The organism is Curtobacterium oceanosedimentum (genome assembly GCF_040545555.1).
Classification (GTDB): Bacteria; Actinomycetota; Actinomycetes; order Actinomycetales; family Microbacteriaceae; genus Curtobacterium.
The window spans coordinates 106558-121962 of record NZ_JBEPMD010000003.1 but is presented as its reverse complement, the minus strand read 5'-3'; the positions used below and the strand labels follow the sequence as shown (position 1 = coordinate 121962).

Genomic DNA, 15405 nt, shown 5'->3' with positions numbered 1-15405 from the left:
GTGTTCCGTCGCGGCCGGGCGGCGACCATGCTCCTGAGGCATGCCGACCCAGACGACCGCAGCCGCGCCTCCAGTCCGTCCCGCCCGACCGTCGACGAACGCGACCCGACGTCGTGTCGCCCTCGCGTCGTTCGTCGGGACGACCGTCGAGTACTACGACTTCTACCTGTACGCGACGGCCTCGGCCCTGGTGTTCGCCCCGACGTTCTTCCCGTCCGTGACACCCGCCGTCGGCGTCATCGCGTCGTTCGCGACCTACGGCGTCGGGTTCGTGGCACGGCCGCTGGGCGGCATCGTGGCCGGGCACCTCGGTGACCGGATCGGGCGGAAGAAGCTGCTCGTCGCCTCGCTCGTGCTCATGGGGATCGCGTCGACGCTGATCGGGGTGATTCCCTCGGCGGCGACGATCGGCGTCGGGGCGGTCGTCGCGCTCGTGGTCCTGCGTCTGCTGCAGGGCGTCGCCGCGGGGGCCGAGTGGGGCGGGTCCGCGCTGCTGTCGGTCGAGCACGCCCCGGCACGGCACCGGGGTCTGTTCGGGGCGTTCACCCAGATGGGTTCGGCGGGCGGCATGCTCCTGGCGACGGGGGTCTTCACGCTCGTGCGGACGCTGCTCGGCAACGAGGCGTTCCTGGCGTGGGGCTGGCGCCTGCCGTTTTTGTTCTCGGCGGTGATCGTCGCGGTCGGACTCGTCATCCGGCTCGGCGTGCAGGACGCTCCGGTCTTCCAGGAGCTCCGGGCGTCGGGCGGGGTCGAGCGCTTCCCGGTGGTGCAGGCGATCCGTCGGCACCCGCGGGCGATCCTGGTCACCGCCGGGCTGCGACTCGTGCAGCCGGCGCTGTACTCGGTCCTGACGACGTACTCGCTGACCTACCTCGGGGCGAAGCGCGGCGAGGAGGGATCGGCCGCGGGGCTCCAGGCGGTGCTCGTGATCTCGGCGGTGTCGCTCGTGTCGACACCGTTCTGGGGGTGGCTGTCCGACCGGGTCGGGCGCCGGCCGCTCGCGATCTGGTCGGCGATCGGGATCGGGGTGTTGATCTGGCCGTTCTTCGCGTTCCTCGACGCCGGGCCCCTGGTGCTGCTGCCGGTCGTGGCGCTGATCGGGATGAGCGTGTTCCACGACAGCATCTACGGGCCGCAGGCTGCGTGGTTCGCGGAGCAGTTCCCGACCGGGCGGCGCTACTCGGGCATGAGTCTCGGGTACCAGATCGGGTCGATCTTCTCGGTGGGGCTGACGCCGTTGCTCGCGGCGGTGTTCGTCGAGGTGGGCGGGGGCTCGCCGTGGATCCTGTGCGCGTACCTCGGCGTGTACGCGGTGCTCTCGGTCGTGGCCGCGGTGTTCGCGGTCGACCCGGTGCGCGACGCGCGGCGGCGTGGCGACGGTGCGGGTGCCGCCGCGGGTGGGCGAGTCTCGGGCTGAGCGACGGGGCTCGGGCTCCGGGCCGCGAGGGTCGTCGGCCAGCCCGAGTCTCGCCGCCGGCCCCTCGACCCGGCGGGGTAGCTGGCCCAGCCGCCGGCACCGGGCCGCGCCCGCCCCTAGGTCCGGACGAGCACGTCGGCGAGCTCCGCGGGCGCCTCGGCGACGATGAACGCCCGCTCCTGCGCGGCCCAGCGCTCCCACTCGCGGGCGAACACCTCGCCGTCGCGGCCGATCGCGCGGTCACGACGGACCTCGTCGTCGGCCTCGAGCCACACCCTCAGGGCCGCGAGCGGAGCGGAGGCCCGGGACAACGCCCCGCACCCCTCGACCACCAGCGGCGCGTCGGGCTCGATCGCCACCCACCCCGCGGGCTCGGACCGCTCCCAGTCCCAGCGCCGGTACCCCGACGGCGTCCCGAGCAGGTCGGACACGACCGCGTCGGAGGCCGCCCGCAGCCCGTCCCACCCGGGGTAGACGTCGTCGAGGTGCACGACGACTGCGCCGAGCCGCGCCGCGAGCGCGTCACCGAGCGTGGTCTTCCCGGTGCCCGAGCGCCCGTCGACCAGCACGACGAGGCGCCGACCGGTGGCAGCAGCAGCCCCGGCCGCGGCGGCCGCGAGCCCGTCGACGAGCGCCGGGTCGAGCGCCGATCCGAGCGCGGGGTCGCGCGCCGGTCCGGGCGTCGCGTCGGGTCCCACTCCCCCGGCGGGTGCGTCCGGCCACGAGCGCTCAGGCACGCCAGGTCCCTGCAGCCAGGGCCACGCCGACCGAGACGACGCCGATGGCGACCAGCACCCCGACCATCGCCCACTCGCGGCCCGCGAACCGCACCGGCCGCGCCCAGGTCCGCGGACCGGGAGCGCCGAAGCCACGCGACTCCATCGCCACCGCCAGGGTGGTCGCCCGCCGGAGCGCGAGCACGAGCAGCGCGAAGGCCATCGACGCCCCGCGCCGCAGCCGTCCGTGGTCGGCGAGGCCGCGTGCCCGTCGTGCCATCGCGAGCTGACGCCAGTCCTCGCCGAGCAGGGTCGTCATCCGCACCGCGGCCAGGGCCCCGAGCACGAAGCGAGCCGGCAGCCGCAGCAGCTGTGCGAGGCCGTCCGCCAGGTCGGTCGGGTCGACCCCGACGAAGAGCAGGACCGCCGGCAGCCCGACCGCGAGGACCCGCAGCGCGGTCGCCAGCGCGAGTGCCAGCGACCCGTCGGTGACGTGCGCGAAGCCGAGGTCGAACCACTCCCGTCCGGAGGGCCGCCCGTACAGCGCGATGCTCAGCGCGGTCAGGGGCACGGCGACGAGCACCGGCGACGCCCGCAGCAGCGCGGTCCGCGGCGGGATCCGGAGCACCGGCAGGAGCAGCAGCTCCAGCGCGAGCGCGACCGCCGCGGACACGACGTCGAGGCTCGTCACGAGGCACAGGCCGAGTGCGAGCACGCCGAGCATCGCCGCCACGGGCTGCACACCGGCGACGCCGCGACGCGTCCGGCCGGGAGGCACGGCTCGCCCGCCCGGGTCGACGTGCGTGGTCGAGGTGGTCACCGGGGCACCTCCGTGGTCGTTCGGGGCTGATCGGCTCCGGCCGGGGGTACGGGGCGCACGCCGTCGGCGGCGAGCACGACCTCGTCGGCGTCGAGCGCGCGCACGAGGTCACGGTCGTGCGTCACCACCACGAGGGCCGTCCCGGCGTCGGCCATCGCGCCGAGCAGGTCGACCACGGCCTGCCACGTCGCGCGGTCCTGCCCCGACGTGGGTTCGTCCAGCACGACCACGGGCGGCCGCGAGGCGACGACGGCTCCGATCGCGAGCCGCCGCTGCTCGCCGCCGGAGAGCGTGAAGGGGTTGGCGTCGGCGAGGTGCCGCAACCCGAAGGCGTCGAGGAGGTCCTCCACCCGTGCGTCCGCGTCGTCGAGGCCGAGCGCGTGCGGGCCGGCGGCGAGTTCCTCGCGGACGCTCCGTGCGACGAACTGGTGTCCGGGGTCCTGGAACACCGTGCCGATGCGGGCGGCGAGCTGTCGGCTCGTCCACCGGATGGGCGCGTCACCGGCCGAACCGGCGAGGTCGGGCGTCGCATGCAGCGTGCCGCTCGCGGGGCGCAGGAGTCCGGCGAGGGTGAGGCCGAGCGTCGACTTGCCGACGCCGTTCGGGCCGGTGACCGCGAGGACCCGTCCGCGCCGGACCCCGAGGTCGATGTCGCTGCCGACGGGGCTGCTGCCGGCACGCCCGAGGATGCCCCCACGCGCGGTCGCGAGCCCCCGCGCCTCGAGCAGCCCCGCGCCCTCGTCGAGCGGGCGGAAGGCGCCCCCGGCCACCGGTGTTCCCGGTGCTGATCCGCCCGCTCGCTCGCTCGTCGACACGACCGGACGACCGGCACCGGCCGTCGACCCGACCGGACGACCGGCGCCGGCCGTCCGCGCGACCGGACGTCCGCCGCCCGCTCGCGACGACCCCCGGGCCGGCTCGGCGCCGGGCACCCACACGCCGGCCGCGGTCAGGGCGGCGCCGTGCTCGGCGAGCACCGTCGCCGGAGCCCCGTCCGCGACCACGCCGCCTCCGGGTTCGAGCAGCACGAGCCGGTCGACCAGGTCGAGCCAGGTGCCGATCCGGTGCTCGACGACGAGCATGGTCGCGCCGGTGGAGTCGAGCAGCGCCCGCACGGCGTCGTGGACCTGGGCGACACCCTCGGGGTCGAGGTTGGCGCACGGTTCGTCGAGCACGAGCACCCCCGGACGCATCGCGAGCACGCCCGCGAGCGCCAGACGCTGCCGCTGCCCGCCGGAGAGTCGGCTCGTGGACCGGTCGAGCGGCAGGTCGAGTCCGACGACCCCGAGCGCGTGCCGGACGCGTTCCCACGTCTCGGCCCGGGGGACGCCGGTGTTCTCGCACCCGAAGGCCACGTCGTCGCCGATCCGCGACATCACCGTGTGCGCCTCGGGGTCCTGCATGACGAGGCCGACACGCCCGCGGACCGCGCGGGGCTCGGCACCGTCGACCAGGACCGAGCCCTGCACGGCTGCGGCGGTGTCGTCGTCGGGGTCGGGCTCGTCGGCGAGGACCGCCGCCACCGCCCGGAGCACCGTCGACTTGCCGGCTCCCGAGGGGCCGACGACCGCGACGCGCTCACCCGGCTCGACGACGAGGTCCAGGCCGCGGACCGCCCAGGCGTCACGCCCGGCGTACCGCCAACCCCAGTCGTCGAAGGCGACGCGCGCCGCCCCCGGGGACGACACGGCCGTCACCGGGCGGCGCGGGACCCGCGCTCGGCCTGCTCGGCGGCAGGCGTCGCGGTGCCGGACCGCGCACCGTCGGCCGGAGCGGTCGCGTCGGTCGGGGCGGACGGCTCCTGCGCGGTCGTCACGGTCGAGCGGCGGGCGTGCTCACGCCCCGCGGCGAACGAGGACAGCACGCCGGTCGCGGCGAGCGCCCGCACGAGCAGCCACGAACCGAGCCCGGCGATCACGGCGCCGGACACCACGGCGGACACGACGTAGACGGTCTTGAACGCGGCGTCGAGGCCCGGGTACCAGAGCACGGTGTCGTTGATGCCGAGGGCGAGCCCGGCGGCGGCACCGGCGAGCACGACGACGGGCAGTCGGTAGGCCCGGTAGAGGAACAGTGCGAGCACGAGCTCGGCCCCGAGGCCCTGCACGAGCCCGGCCTCGAGCGTCAGCCACCCCCACTGGGTGCCGAGCAGCGCCTCGACGCTGGCCGCGACCATCTCGGCGTAGAGCGCGGCGCCGGGCTTCCGGACGACGATCGCGACGACGGGCCCGGCGAGCAGCCAGACCCCGCCGAAGAGCGCCTGGGTGCCCGGCAGGACCAGGCCTGCGACGGCGCTGATCGGCTCGTAGCCGAACTCCCAGAGCTTGAAGACGACACCGATCGCGACGGCGAGGACGCTCGCGACGACGATGTCGACCACCCGCCAGCGCAACGAGCGCCGGACGGTGGTGGACGGTGCTGCGGACTGCGTGGTTGCAGGCATGGTTGCTGACTCCTCCCTGCGCCGGCATGACCCGGATCAGGTTCGACGGTCGGAGCGCCGTTCGCTCCCTCTCAGCCCGGCGGTCCCGGACTCCCGTGTGTGTGCCAGCAGTCTAGACGCGGTCGCGTCGGAGGACGTGCCCCCGTGACGGACGGGAGGCCCGTGGCGGCGTCGCCACGGGCCTCCCGTCCGGTGGGTCACTTCTTGAGGGCGCGGATCACCTTGCTCAGGGCCTTGCCGGTCACCCAGATGGTGGGGATGCTCACCGCGAGCAGCGAGATCAGGTTCGGCTCGAACTGCAGGTCCTGACCCGGTCGGCGCACGTACGCGCCGACGGGGAGCGAGGCGCCGCCACCGCCGCCGCCGCCGTTCTCGTCGTCGCCGCCGGCGCCGAAGCCGAACCAGCCGATCGACACCGGGATCAGGGTCTGGTCGCCGACCTCGACCGGCTCCCCGTAGTTCGTCGAGACGCCCACCGGGCGCACCTTGTCTGCGATCTGACTCACGATGTTGGCCATGCGCGCGAGGCTACTCGGCCGTTCCTCCACAGGCCGGGGCCGCGCTCCTGGTGTCCACGGCTGTGGCTTGTCTGCGGACGCGGGCAGGCTACGCCGATATGTTGGCCGGACCCACACCTGGAGGACCGTTTGCACACCTGGCCCGGCAACCCGTACCCCCTCGGGGCGACCTACGACGGCAGCGGCACGAACTTCGCCCTGTTCAGCGAGGTCGCCGACCGCGTGGAACTGTGCCTGTTCGACGACGCGGGGAACGAGGAGTGCGTCGACCTGGTCGAGGTGGACGCCCACGTCTGGCACGCCTACCTGCCGAACGTCGCCCCGGGGCAGGAGTACGGCTTCCGTGTGCACGCCCCGTACGATCCGGCGAACGGGCTGCGCGGCAACCCGAACAAGCTGCTCCTCGACCCCTACGCCAAGGCGACCAGCGGCGACATCGACTGGGACCAGGCGCTGTTCTCGTACACGTTCGGCGACCCGGACTCGACCGACGACCAGGACTCGGCGTCCCACATGATGAAGGGCGTCGTCATCAACCCGTTCTTCGACTGGCAGGGCGACCGGGCTCCCCGGATCCCCTACGGCGAGACGGTGATCTACGAGGCGCACGTCAAGGGCCTCACCGAGACGCACCCGGACGTGCCCGAGGAGCAGCGCGGCACCTACGCCGGCGTCGCCCACCCCGCCGTGATCGAGCACCTCAAGCGGCTCGGCATCACGACGCTCGAGCTCATGCCCGTGCACCAGTTCGTCAACGACTCCACGCTGCAGGAGAAGGGGCTGTCGAACTACTGGGGCTACAACACGATCGGCTTCTTCGCGCCGCACTCGCACTACTCGTCGTCCGGTGACCGCGGGCAGCAGGTGCAGGAGTTCAAGGCGATGGTGCGCGAGCTCCACCGTGCGGGGATCGAGGTGGTCCTCGACGTCGTCTACAACCACACGGCAGAGGGCAACCACCTCGGCCCGACCCTGTCCTTCCGCGGCATCGACAACGCGGCCTACTACCGCCTGGTCGAGGACGACAAGCGGTACTACATGGACACGACCGGTACGGGCAACTCGCTCAACGTCGGGCACCCGCACTCGCTGCAGCTCATCATGGACTCGCTGCGGTACTGGGTGACCGAGATGCACGTCGACGGGTTCCGCTTCGACCTGGCCGCGGCCCTGGCGCGGGAGTTCTACGAGGTCGACCGGCTCGCCGCGTTCTTCGAACTGGTCCAGCAGGACCCGATCGTGTCGCAGGTCAAGCTCATCGCCGAACCGTGGGACGTCGGACCCGGCGGGTACCAGGTCGGCAACTTCCCGCCGCAGTGGTCCGAGTGGAACGGCAAGTACCGTGACACGGTCCGCGACTTCTGGCGGGGCGAGCCCTCGACGCTCGGCGAGTTCGCCTCGCGCATCTCCGGGTCGGCCGACCTGTACGAGCACGACGGTCGGACGCCCAAGGCCAGCATCAACTTCATCACGGCCCACGACGGCTTCACGCTGTACGACCTCGTCGCCTACAACGAGAAGCACAACGAGGCCAACGGCGAGGACAACAACGACGGCGAGAGCCACAACCGGTCGTGGAACTCCGGGGTCGAGGGACCGACCGACGACCCGGACGTCGCCGCGCTCCGTCTCCAGCGCCGCCGGAACTTCCTCGCCACCCTGCTGCTCAGCCAGGGCGTGCCGATGATCGCCCACGGTGACGAACTCGGCCGCACCCAGCACGGCAACAACAACGTGTACGCGCAGGACTCCGCGATCAGCTGGATCGACTGGGAGCACGCCGACGACGAGCTCGTGCAGTTCACCGCCGACGTCGTGAAGCTCCGGCACGACCACCCGACGTTCCGCCGCACCCGGTACTTCAACGGTCGTCCGGTGCGCCGCGGCGAGGGCGAGCCACTGCCCGACGTCGTCTGGCTGACCCCCTCCGGCGAGGCGATGGACCCGGAGGACTGGGACTCCGGCTTCGGCAAGAGCGTCGGCATGTACCTGAACGGCGAGGGCATCCGCGGCCGCGACCGCTGGGGCGAGCGCGTCACCGACGTGGCCTTCCTGACGTACTACAACGCACACGACGACGTCGTGACCTTCACGCTGCCGCCCGAGGAGTACTCCCCCGGCTGGACCGTGCGGATCGACACGGCCGAACCGGGGGCGCGCGAGACGGTCCTCGACGCGGGGACCCCGCTCGACGTGCCCGCACGCTCGATGATCGTGCTCCGAGCCGAGCCCGACCACGAGGTCACGACCACCCAGGTCGAGTCGGTCGAGGGCGGGCGACAGTCGACCCCGAACAACCCGGCGGCGGCGCCGACCGCGTCCGCGACCGATCCCGAGCCCGCGACCGCGTCCGAGCCCGGATCCGAGCCCGTCTCTCCCGACACCGAACCCGAATCCACAGGAGCCACCGCGTGAGCGCTCGCCGCGTCCCCACGTCCACCTACCGGCTGCAGGTCACCGCAGACTTCGACCTCGCTGCCGCCCAGGGCGTGGTCGACCACATCCGTACCCTCGGTGCGGACTGGGTCTACCTCTCCCCCGTGCTGCAGGCCGAGCCCGGGTCGCAGCACGGCTACGACGTCGTCGACCACTCCCACGTCGACACCGAGCGCGGTGGCGACGCCGCACTCCGGTCGCTCGCCGAGGCCGCACACGCCGCGGGCCTCGGCGTGCTCGTCGACATCGTGCCGAACCACGTCGGCGTCGCGACGCCGGAGGCCAACCCGTGGTGGTGGTCGCTGCTCGAGGCCGGGCAGGGCTCCCCCGTCGCCTGGGCGTTCGACGTCGACTGGCAGGCCGGCGACGGTCGCATCCGCATCCCGGTGCTCGACGACCGGCTGCTCGAGGCGGTCGAGCTGCGCGACGGTCGCCTGTACGTCGGCGAGACTGCCTACCCGACCGCCGAGGGCACCGTGCACGACGGCGACGACGTCGAGACCGTGCACGCCCGTCAGCACTACGAGTTCGTGCACTGGAAGCGTGCGGACCACGACCTCAACTACCGCCGCTTCTTCGCGGTGAACACCCTCGCGGCGATCCGCGTCGAGGAGCCCGAGGTGTTCGCGTCCTCGCACGCGACGATCGGCGGGTGGTTCCGCGACGGGCTGGTGGACGGTCTGCGGATCGACCACCCGGACGGCCTGTACGACCCCGCCGGCTACCTGCAGGACCTGCACGAGCTGACCGGCGGCGCGTACACCCTGGTCGAGAAGATCCTCGAGCCCGGTGAGCAGCTGCCGTCGTCGTGGCCGGTCGACGGCACCACCGGCTACGACGCACTCGCAGTGGTCGACCGGGTGTTCGTCGACCCCGCCGGTGAACCGGCGCTCTCGGCCGCGTCCGGCGCCGAGCCCACCGACTGGCAGCAGCTCACCCACGACACGCGTCGAGGCATCGCCGACGGCATCCTCGGCAGCGAGGTCCGTCGGCTCGCCCGGCTCCTCGCCCCCGTCGCGGCGGACGTGCCCGAGGACCGCGTCGTGGACGCCGTCGCCGAGATCGTGGCGTCCTTCGAGGTCTACCGGACGTACCTGCCCGAGGGCGTCCACCACCTCATCGACGCGCTCGAGCGCGCAGCCGAGGCCCGCCCGGACCTCGACGACGTGATCGACCGCATCGCGCCGGCGCTCGTCGACCCCGACCACGCCGCAGCCGTCCGGCTGCAGCAGACGTCGGGCATGGTCATGGCGAAGGGCGTCGAGGACACCGCGTTCTACCGCACGTCGCGCCTGACCACCCTGAGCGAGGTCGGTGCCGACCCGAGCCTGTTCGCCGTCTCGGTGGAGGCGTTCCACCAGGCCCAACGCGACCGGCAGGGCAGCTGGCCGCACACCATGACGACGCTCACCACACACGACACGAAGCGCAGCGAGGACACCCGCGCGCGCATCACCGTGCTCGCCGAGCTCGGGTCCGAGTGGACCGCTGCGCTCGAGCGTCTGCAGTCGCTCGCGCCCCTCGACGACGCCGTGTTCGCCGACCTGCTGTGGCAGGCGATCGTCGGTGCACGTCCCGCGAGCCGTGAGCGGCTGCACGCCTACGCCGAGAAGGCATCGCGCGAAGCGGGCGACAGCACGACGTGGACCGAACCCGACGAGGCCTTCGAGGAGCAGATGCACGCCCTGGTCGACGCGTCCTTCGACGACCCGCAGGTCGTGGCCGTGCTCGACGAGCTCGACCGCACCATCGACGCAGCCGGGTGGTCGAACGGTCTCGCGCAGAAGCTCGTGCAGCTGACGATGCCCGGCGTGCCGGACGTCTACCAGGGCACCGAGGGCTGGGACCGCTCGCTCGTCGACCCGGACAACCGCCGACCGGTCGACTACACCGAGCTCCGCCACGTGCTCGCCGGGCTCGACGGCCCCGAGGACGACGGACCCGAGCGGCTGCCGGCCGTCGGCCCCGACGGCGCCGTCAAGACCCTCGTGGTCAGCCGTGCGCTGCGCCTGCGCCGCGACCACCCCGAGCTGTTCACCCGCTACCTCGGGCTCGAGGCCACGGGCAGCGCCGCCGACCACGTCCTGGCGTTCGACCGCGACGGTGCCGTGACGGTCGCGACGCGCCTGCCCGTCGGACTCGAGCGGGTCGGGGGCTGGGGCGACACCCTGGTGCACCCCGTGCCGCTCGACCGGGTCGACCTGCTCACCGGTCGGCGGTTCCCGGCGTCCCGCGGGATCGCGCTCGCCGAGCTGCTCACCGACCTGCCGGTGGCGCTCCTCGTGCCCGCCGACCTCGTCGACACCGCGACGACGGACGGCGGCGCGACCGCTGCTTCCTCGTCCACGTCGACGACCACACCCGCGGCTGCCGGGTCCGACGGCGCCGCCGTCTCCGACCAGCAGGCCGAGATCGAGATCCTGGAGGGTCACGCATGACCGTTCCCGCCCGCTACGCCGTCTGGGCGCCGAACCCGGAGCGCGTGCGCCTGGTCGTCGACGACGTCGAGTACGCGCTGACCCGTGGTGACGACGACTGGTGGAGCACCGACGAGGTCGCCCCGGTCGTCGGTGCGCGCTACGGCTTCCGCATCGACGACGACGAGGACGTCCGACCCGACCCCCGCAGCCGGTACCAGCCGGACGGGGTGCACGGCACGTCCGAGGTCGTCGACCCGGAGCGCTTCGCGTGGACCGACGAGGCCTGGACCGGCCGTCCCGCCCGCGGCGGCGTCATCTACGAGATGCACATCGGCACCTACACGCCCGAGGGCACGCTCGACGCGGCCGCGGCCAAGCTCGACCACCTCGTCGAGCTCGGTGTGGAGTTCGTCGAGCTCCTCCCCGTGAACGCCGTCAACGGTGAGTGGAACTGGGGCTACGACGGGGTGGGATGGTTCGCCGTGCACCACCCCTACGGCGGTCCCGACGCTTACGACCGGTTCGTCGACACCGCCCACGCGCTGGGGCTCGGGGTCATCCAGGACGTCGTCTACAACCACCTCGGTCCGAGCGGCAACTACCTGCCGCTGTACGGTCCGTACCTGCTGCAGGGGCTCGGCAACACCTGGGGCGACTCGGTCAACGTCGAGCACCCCGAGGTCCGCCGGTACGTGCTCGACAACGTGCGGATGTGGTTCCGCGACCACCACGTCGACGGGCTCCGGCTCGACGCCGTGCACGCGATCCGTGACACCACGCGGCCGCACGTGCTGCAGGCCATGGCATCGGAGACCGAGGCGTACTCCGAGTTCGTCGGGCGTCCGCTGTCGCTCATCGCCGAGTCGGACCTCAACGACCCGGTCATGTTCCGCCCGCAGGAGGCCTCCGGCTACGGACTCACCGGTCAGTGGTCGGACGACTTCCACCACGCCGTGCACGTGGCGGTCACCGGCGAGACGAACGGCTACTACGCCGACTTCGAACCGTTGTCGGCACTGGCGAAGGTGCTCGAGCAGGGCTTCTTCCACGACGGCACGTGGTCCTCGTTCCGGGGCAAGCGGCACGGACGACCGATCGACCGCGGCACCTCGCCCGCGACGGCGCTCGTCGTCGCGAACCAGAACCACGACCAGATCGGCAACCGCGCCGCGGGCGACCGGCTCGCGGCGACGCTCGACGACGAGTCGCTCGTCATCGCGGCGGCGCTGACGTTGCTCGGCCCGTTCACCCCGATGCTGTTCATGGGCGAGGAGTTCGCGGCGACCACGCCGTGGCAGTTCTTCACCTCGCACCCGGAGAAGGCGCTGGGCGAGATCACGGCGAAGGGACGGATCGCCGAGTTCGCCGAGCACGGCTGGGACGAGTCGGTCGTGCCCGACCCGCAGGACCCGACCACGTTCACGAACTCGAAGCTCGACTGGGCCGACGTCACCTCGGACCGGGGTGCGCGGATCCTCCGGGCGTACCGCGTGCTCGTGGCGCTGCGTCGGACCGAGCAGGCGTTCGTCGACCACCGCTACGAGGCGAACGCCGTCCGCTTCGACGGGGACGACCGCTGGCTCGTGCTCACGCGCGGGCTGCTCGGCCCGGACGCCGCACCGGTGCACGTCGTGGTGAACTTCGCCGACGACGCCGCCGAGGTGCCCGTGCCGGACGCGACCGGCGAGGAGCTCTACCGCTTCGGCGAGGCCAGCGTCGAACCCGGTGTCGTCCGGTTCACGTCGCGGGGCGTGGTCGTCCTGCGCTGACGAGCGCCCCGACCGAACTGCGAACGCGGCAGTCCCCCGTGGAAGTTCCACGGGGGACTGTCGCGTTCGCGGCTCAGACCGGTCTGAGCCCCGGATCGGTCTGGGCCCGTGCAGGTCCGGGCCCGTGCAGGTCTGAGCCCGTACCGGTCAGGCGGACTGGTCCGCGACCGCGTGCGCGTTCTTGCGCACCGAGGGCAGACGACGGTGGTCCTTCACGAGGGACCGGAACTCGCGCAGGCGGCGGTCGATGCCCCACTTCGTCACCAGGGTCAGGCTCTCGCGGACGATGTTGCCGCTCATCTTCGAGACGCCGAACTCACGCTCCGTGAAGGTGATCGGCGTCTCGACGACCCGCAGCCCGGCCTCGAGGGCACGCCAGCACAGGTCGACCTGGAAGCAGTACCCCTTCGACGCGACACCGGCGAGGTCGATCCGCTCGAACGCCTTCGACGTGAAGACCCGGAAGCCGCCGGTCGCGTCACGCACCGCGATGCCCAGGGCCATCCGCGTGTAGAGGTTGCCGCCGCGCGACAGGAACTCGCGGTACCACGGCCAGTTCTCGACCTCACCGCCCTTGATCCAGCGGGAACCGAGCACGAGGTCGTTCGAGTCGGCGAGCTCGAGCATCCAGGGCAGGTACTCCGGGTGGTGCGAGCCGTCGGCGTCCATCTCCACGAGCTTGTCGTAGCCGTGCTCGAGGCCCCAGGCGAACCCGGCGAGGTACGCCCCGCCGAGGCCGTCCTTCACCGTGCGGTGCATCACGTGGACGCGGTCGGTCTCGCGCGCGATCTCGTCCGCGATGTCGCCGGTACCGTCCGGCGAGTTGTCGTCGACGACGAGCACGTGCACGCTGTCGTCGGTCGCGGCCAGGGTACGGGCGACGATCGGGCGGACGTTCTCCGCCTCGTCGTAGGTCGGGATGATGACCAGTGACGTGCTCATGGTGCTCCTTGCGCTTCGCATCGAGGGTATCGGGTCGCCCTGCGTCAGCCCGACGACAGGTCTGCGAACACGATCAGATTGTCGGTGTAGTGCCCGGTCGCGGTGTCGAACGTGCCGTCGCAGGTGATCAGACGGAGCTGCGGTGTGGGCGAGCTGCCGTAGACGTCGCTCGTCGGGAACGCCGCCTTCGCGGCGCGCTCCGACCGTTCGACCGTGAAGGTGCGGTCGCTGCCGTCGGACATGGACACGTGGATCTCGTCCCCGGCCACGAGTTCGTCGAGCCGGAAGAAGACGGCTGCGCTCGTCGGGCTGTCGACGTGCCCGGCGATCACGGCCGGCCCGACCTGCCCGGGCACGATGCCGTCGGCGAACCAGCCCGCGCTGTCCCAGTCCTTCGGCGGGTCGAGCTCACCCGCGGGGCCGCGGCCGAGGTCCTCGAGGCCCGAGGACACCCCGATCGCCGGGATCTCCACCCGTACCGGTGTCGCCGTCGAGCGAGCCGCCGGAGCCGCGGGGTCCTGGAAGCCCGACGTGTCTCCGACCCCGGAGTCGTTCGCCGCCGCACCCGGATCGGCCGTCGCGGACGCTGCGCTGCTCGCTGCCGCCTGCGGCCCCGTTCCGTCGGTCCCGGTGGTGGCGACGGCGACACCGGCGATGCCGCCCCCGACCAGGACCGCCGCCAGCACCCCGCCGACCACGACGCCTCGACGGCCGGACCAGCGCGTCCCTCCGGTCGCGGCTCGGCGCCCGGTCACGATGCGCCTCCCGCCGCGGTCGCACAGCCGCCGAGGACGTCCGACGTGAGCATCGTCGCACCGAGCGCCGCCCATGCGTCGCCGTAGTAGGTCTGCGTGGTCGCCGCGGTCCGGTCCATCCGGCGCAGGTCCGCGGCAGCAGCCGACGACGACCCCGCGGCGTGCTCCGCTGCTGCGCGGGCAGCGTAGGCCAGGCCGCTCGTGTCCCCCGTCACGGCCGTGCCGCCGAGGTCGAGCTGCGCCGCCAGCCGAGTGCTCCGCGCGAGCGTCGGCGCGACGGAGGCCGCGAGGGCACGGTCGTCCGCGGAGCAGGCCTCGGCGTAGCGCAGCGGCAGGCGCATGGCCTCCCACCCGTAGACGACGCTCCCCTGGTCGCCCGACGCGGGCACCGGGTCGACGGTCCCGTCGGCGTGCACCTGGGACCAGTCGCTCGGCAGGTCGCTCTCGTCGAGCACGGCGGCGGTCACGGCCGACGAACCCCGCTCGAGCTCGGTCCACCGACGGTCGCCGGTCGCTCGCTCGAGGATCCGGAACGCCGCCGGCGACGCGTACGAGGCGTTGTACCGGTACGGCTCGCTGTCCGCCCAGGGCCCCGGCAGCAGGATCCGACCGAGGTCGGTCGTCGCGGTCTCGTGCTCGAGGATCGCCGACGCCAGGGTCTTCCCCGCCGTCGTGTACCGCTCGTCGTCCCACCGCTCCCCCGCGAGCACGAGGGCTCGGGCCGCGTCGAGGTCGGCATCGCTCGCGGACTGTTCGTCGGCGACGCCGTCCTGGGGCGTCCACCGCCACGCGAGCAGGTCGTCGTCGGTCACCAGGTGCCGCTGCGTCCACGACCAGATCGCACCGAAGGTCCTCCGGTCGTCGTTCGCGTACGCGATGAGCAGCCCGTAGGCCTGCCCCTCACTGACCGTGTCGCCTCCCTGGTCCGTGCGGACGACCCGGCCGTCCTGCACGTGGGCGTCGAGGAAGTCCGACCGCAGCTGTGTTGCGCTGCGCTCGACGTCCGGCGCGGGCGACGACGTCGCGCTCGAGGTCGTGCCGGCCTGCGGCACGGTGCCGCTCCAGGGGCGGACGGCGACGAGGGCGACGCCGACGGCGACGACGACCGCCGCTGCGGCGGTGATGGGGATCCAGGTCCTGCGGGTCATGCCGGCACCTCTTCCGGGGTG

At 73.0% G+C, this 15405-nt stretch carries 12 protein-coding genes and 1 riboswitch; of the genes, 4 read left to right on the top strand and 8 right to left on the bottom strand.

Features of this window, described 5'->3' with window-relative positions:
- Positions 1 to 40 precede the first annotated feature (40 nt).
- Positions 41 to 1417, top strand: coding sequence for an MFS transporter (locus tag ABIC52_RS04295; protein WP_354026700.1), 1377 nt, complete (start codon positions 41 to 43; stop codon positions 1415 to 1417).
- Positions 1418 to 1533: 116 nt separating this feature from the next.
- Here the strand turns inward: ABIC52_RS04295 and ABIC52_RS04290 are convergent, their stop codons facing one another.
- From ABIC52_RS04290 to ABIC52_RS04270, 5 genes are all read right to left on the bottom strand, one after another.
- Positions 1534 to 2154, bottom strand: coding sequence for a nucleoside/nucleotide kinase family protein (locus tag ABIC52_RS04290; protein WP_238638256.1), 621 nt, complete (start codon positions 2152 to 2154; stop codon positions 1534 to 1536).
- On the bottom strand, positions 2147 to 2953 hold the full coding sequence (locus tag ABIC52_RS04285) for an energy-coupling factor transporter transmembrane component T family protein (protein WP_354026699.1): 807 nt from the start codon (positions 2951 to 2953) through the stop codon (positions 2147 to 2149). Before ABIC52_RS04285 ends, ABIC52_RS04290 begins: the two co-directional genes overlap by 8 nt.
- Positions 2950 to 4650 carry an ABC transporter ATP-binding protein gene (locus ABIC52_RS04280; protein WP_435526061.1) on the bottom strand — a complete coding sequence of 567 codons (1701 nt, stop codon included), beginning with the start codon at positions 4648 to 4650 and terminating at the stop codon, positions 2950 to 2952. Before ABIC52_RS04280 ends, ABIC52_RS04285 begins: the two co-directional genes overlap by 4 nt.
- Positions 4647 to 5396: an ECF transporter S component gene (locus ABIC52_RS04275; RefSeq protein WP_209823287.1), complete on the bottom strand. Its 750-nt coding sequence runs from the start codon at positions 5394 to 5396 to the stop codon at positions 4647 to 4649. Before ABIC52_RS04275 ends, ABIC52_RS04280 begins: the two co-directional genes overlap by 4 nt.
- Positions 5392 to 5503, bottom strand: a riboswitch (TPP riboswitch). It overlaps the preceding gene by 5 nt.
- A gap of 90 nt (positions 5504 to 5593) precedes the next feature.
- The gene (locus ABIC52_RS04270; protein WP_209823285.1) at positions 5594 to 5914 is read right to left on the bottom strand and encodes a hypothetical protein; all 321 of its coding nucleotides are present in this window, start codon (positions 5912 to 5914) and stop codon (positions 5594 to 5596) included.
- Positions 5915 to 6043: 129 nt separating this feature from the next.
- On the opposite strand from ABIC52_RS04270, the gene glgX reads away from it, so the two are divergent.
- From glgX to treZ, 3 genes are read left to right on the top strand one after another with little or no spacing between them, the layout of a single operon-like run.
- The gene (gene glgX / locus ABIC52_RS04265) at positions 6044 to 8329 is read left to right on the top strand and encodes a glycogen debranching protein GlgX (protein ID WP_354026697.1); all 2286 of its coding nucleotides are present in this window, start codon (positions 6044 to 6046) and stop codon (positions 8327 to 8329) included.
- The gene (treY, locus tag ABIC52_RS04260; protein WP_354026696.1) at positions 8326 to 10788 is read left to right on the top strand and encodes a malto-oligosyltrehalose synthase; all 2463 of its coding nucleotides are present in this window, start codon (positions 8326 to 8328) and stop codon (positions 10786 to 10788) included. The genes glgX and treY overlap by 4 nt, the downstream gene beginning before the upstream one ends.
- Positions 10785 to 12539, top strand: coding sequence for a malto-oligosyltrehalose trehalohydrolase (treZ, locus tag ABIC52_RS04255; RefSeq protein ID WP_354026695.1), 1755 nt, complete (start codon positions 10785 to 10787; stop codon positions 12537 to 12539). The genes treY and treZ overlap by 4 nt, the downstream gene beginning before the upstream one ends.
- Before the next feature lie 147 nt (positions 12540 to 12686).
- Here treZ and ABIC52_RS04250 read toward each other — a convergent pair whose 3' ends face one another.
- The 3 genes from ABIC52_RS04250 to ABIC52_RS04240 are packed head-to-tail and all read right to left on the bottom strand — an operon-like array spanning position 12687 to position 15384.
- Entirely contained in the window at positions 12687 to 13481 is a 795-nt protein-coding gene (locus ABIC52_RS04250; RefSeq protein WP_209677796.1) for a polyprenol monophosphomannose synthase, read from the bottom strand.
- 44 nt (positions 13482 to 13525) lie between these two features.
- A complete protein-coding gene (locus ABIC52_RS04245; protein ID WP_354026694.1) occupies positions 13526 to 14236 on the bottom strand; it encodes a class F sortase in 711 nt (236 codons plus the stop codon).
- Positions 14233 to 15384 (bottom strand): family 8 glycosyl hydrolase, encoded by a 1152-nt coding sequence (locus ABIC52_RS04240; protein WP_354026693.1) that lies wholly within the window; start codon positions 15382 to 15384, stop codon positions 14233 to 14235. The genes ABIC52_RS04245 and ABIC52_RS04240 overlap by 4 nt, the downstream gene beginning before the upstream one ends.
- Between the last annotated feature and the right edge of the window lie 21 nt (positions 15385 to 15405).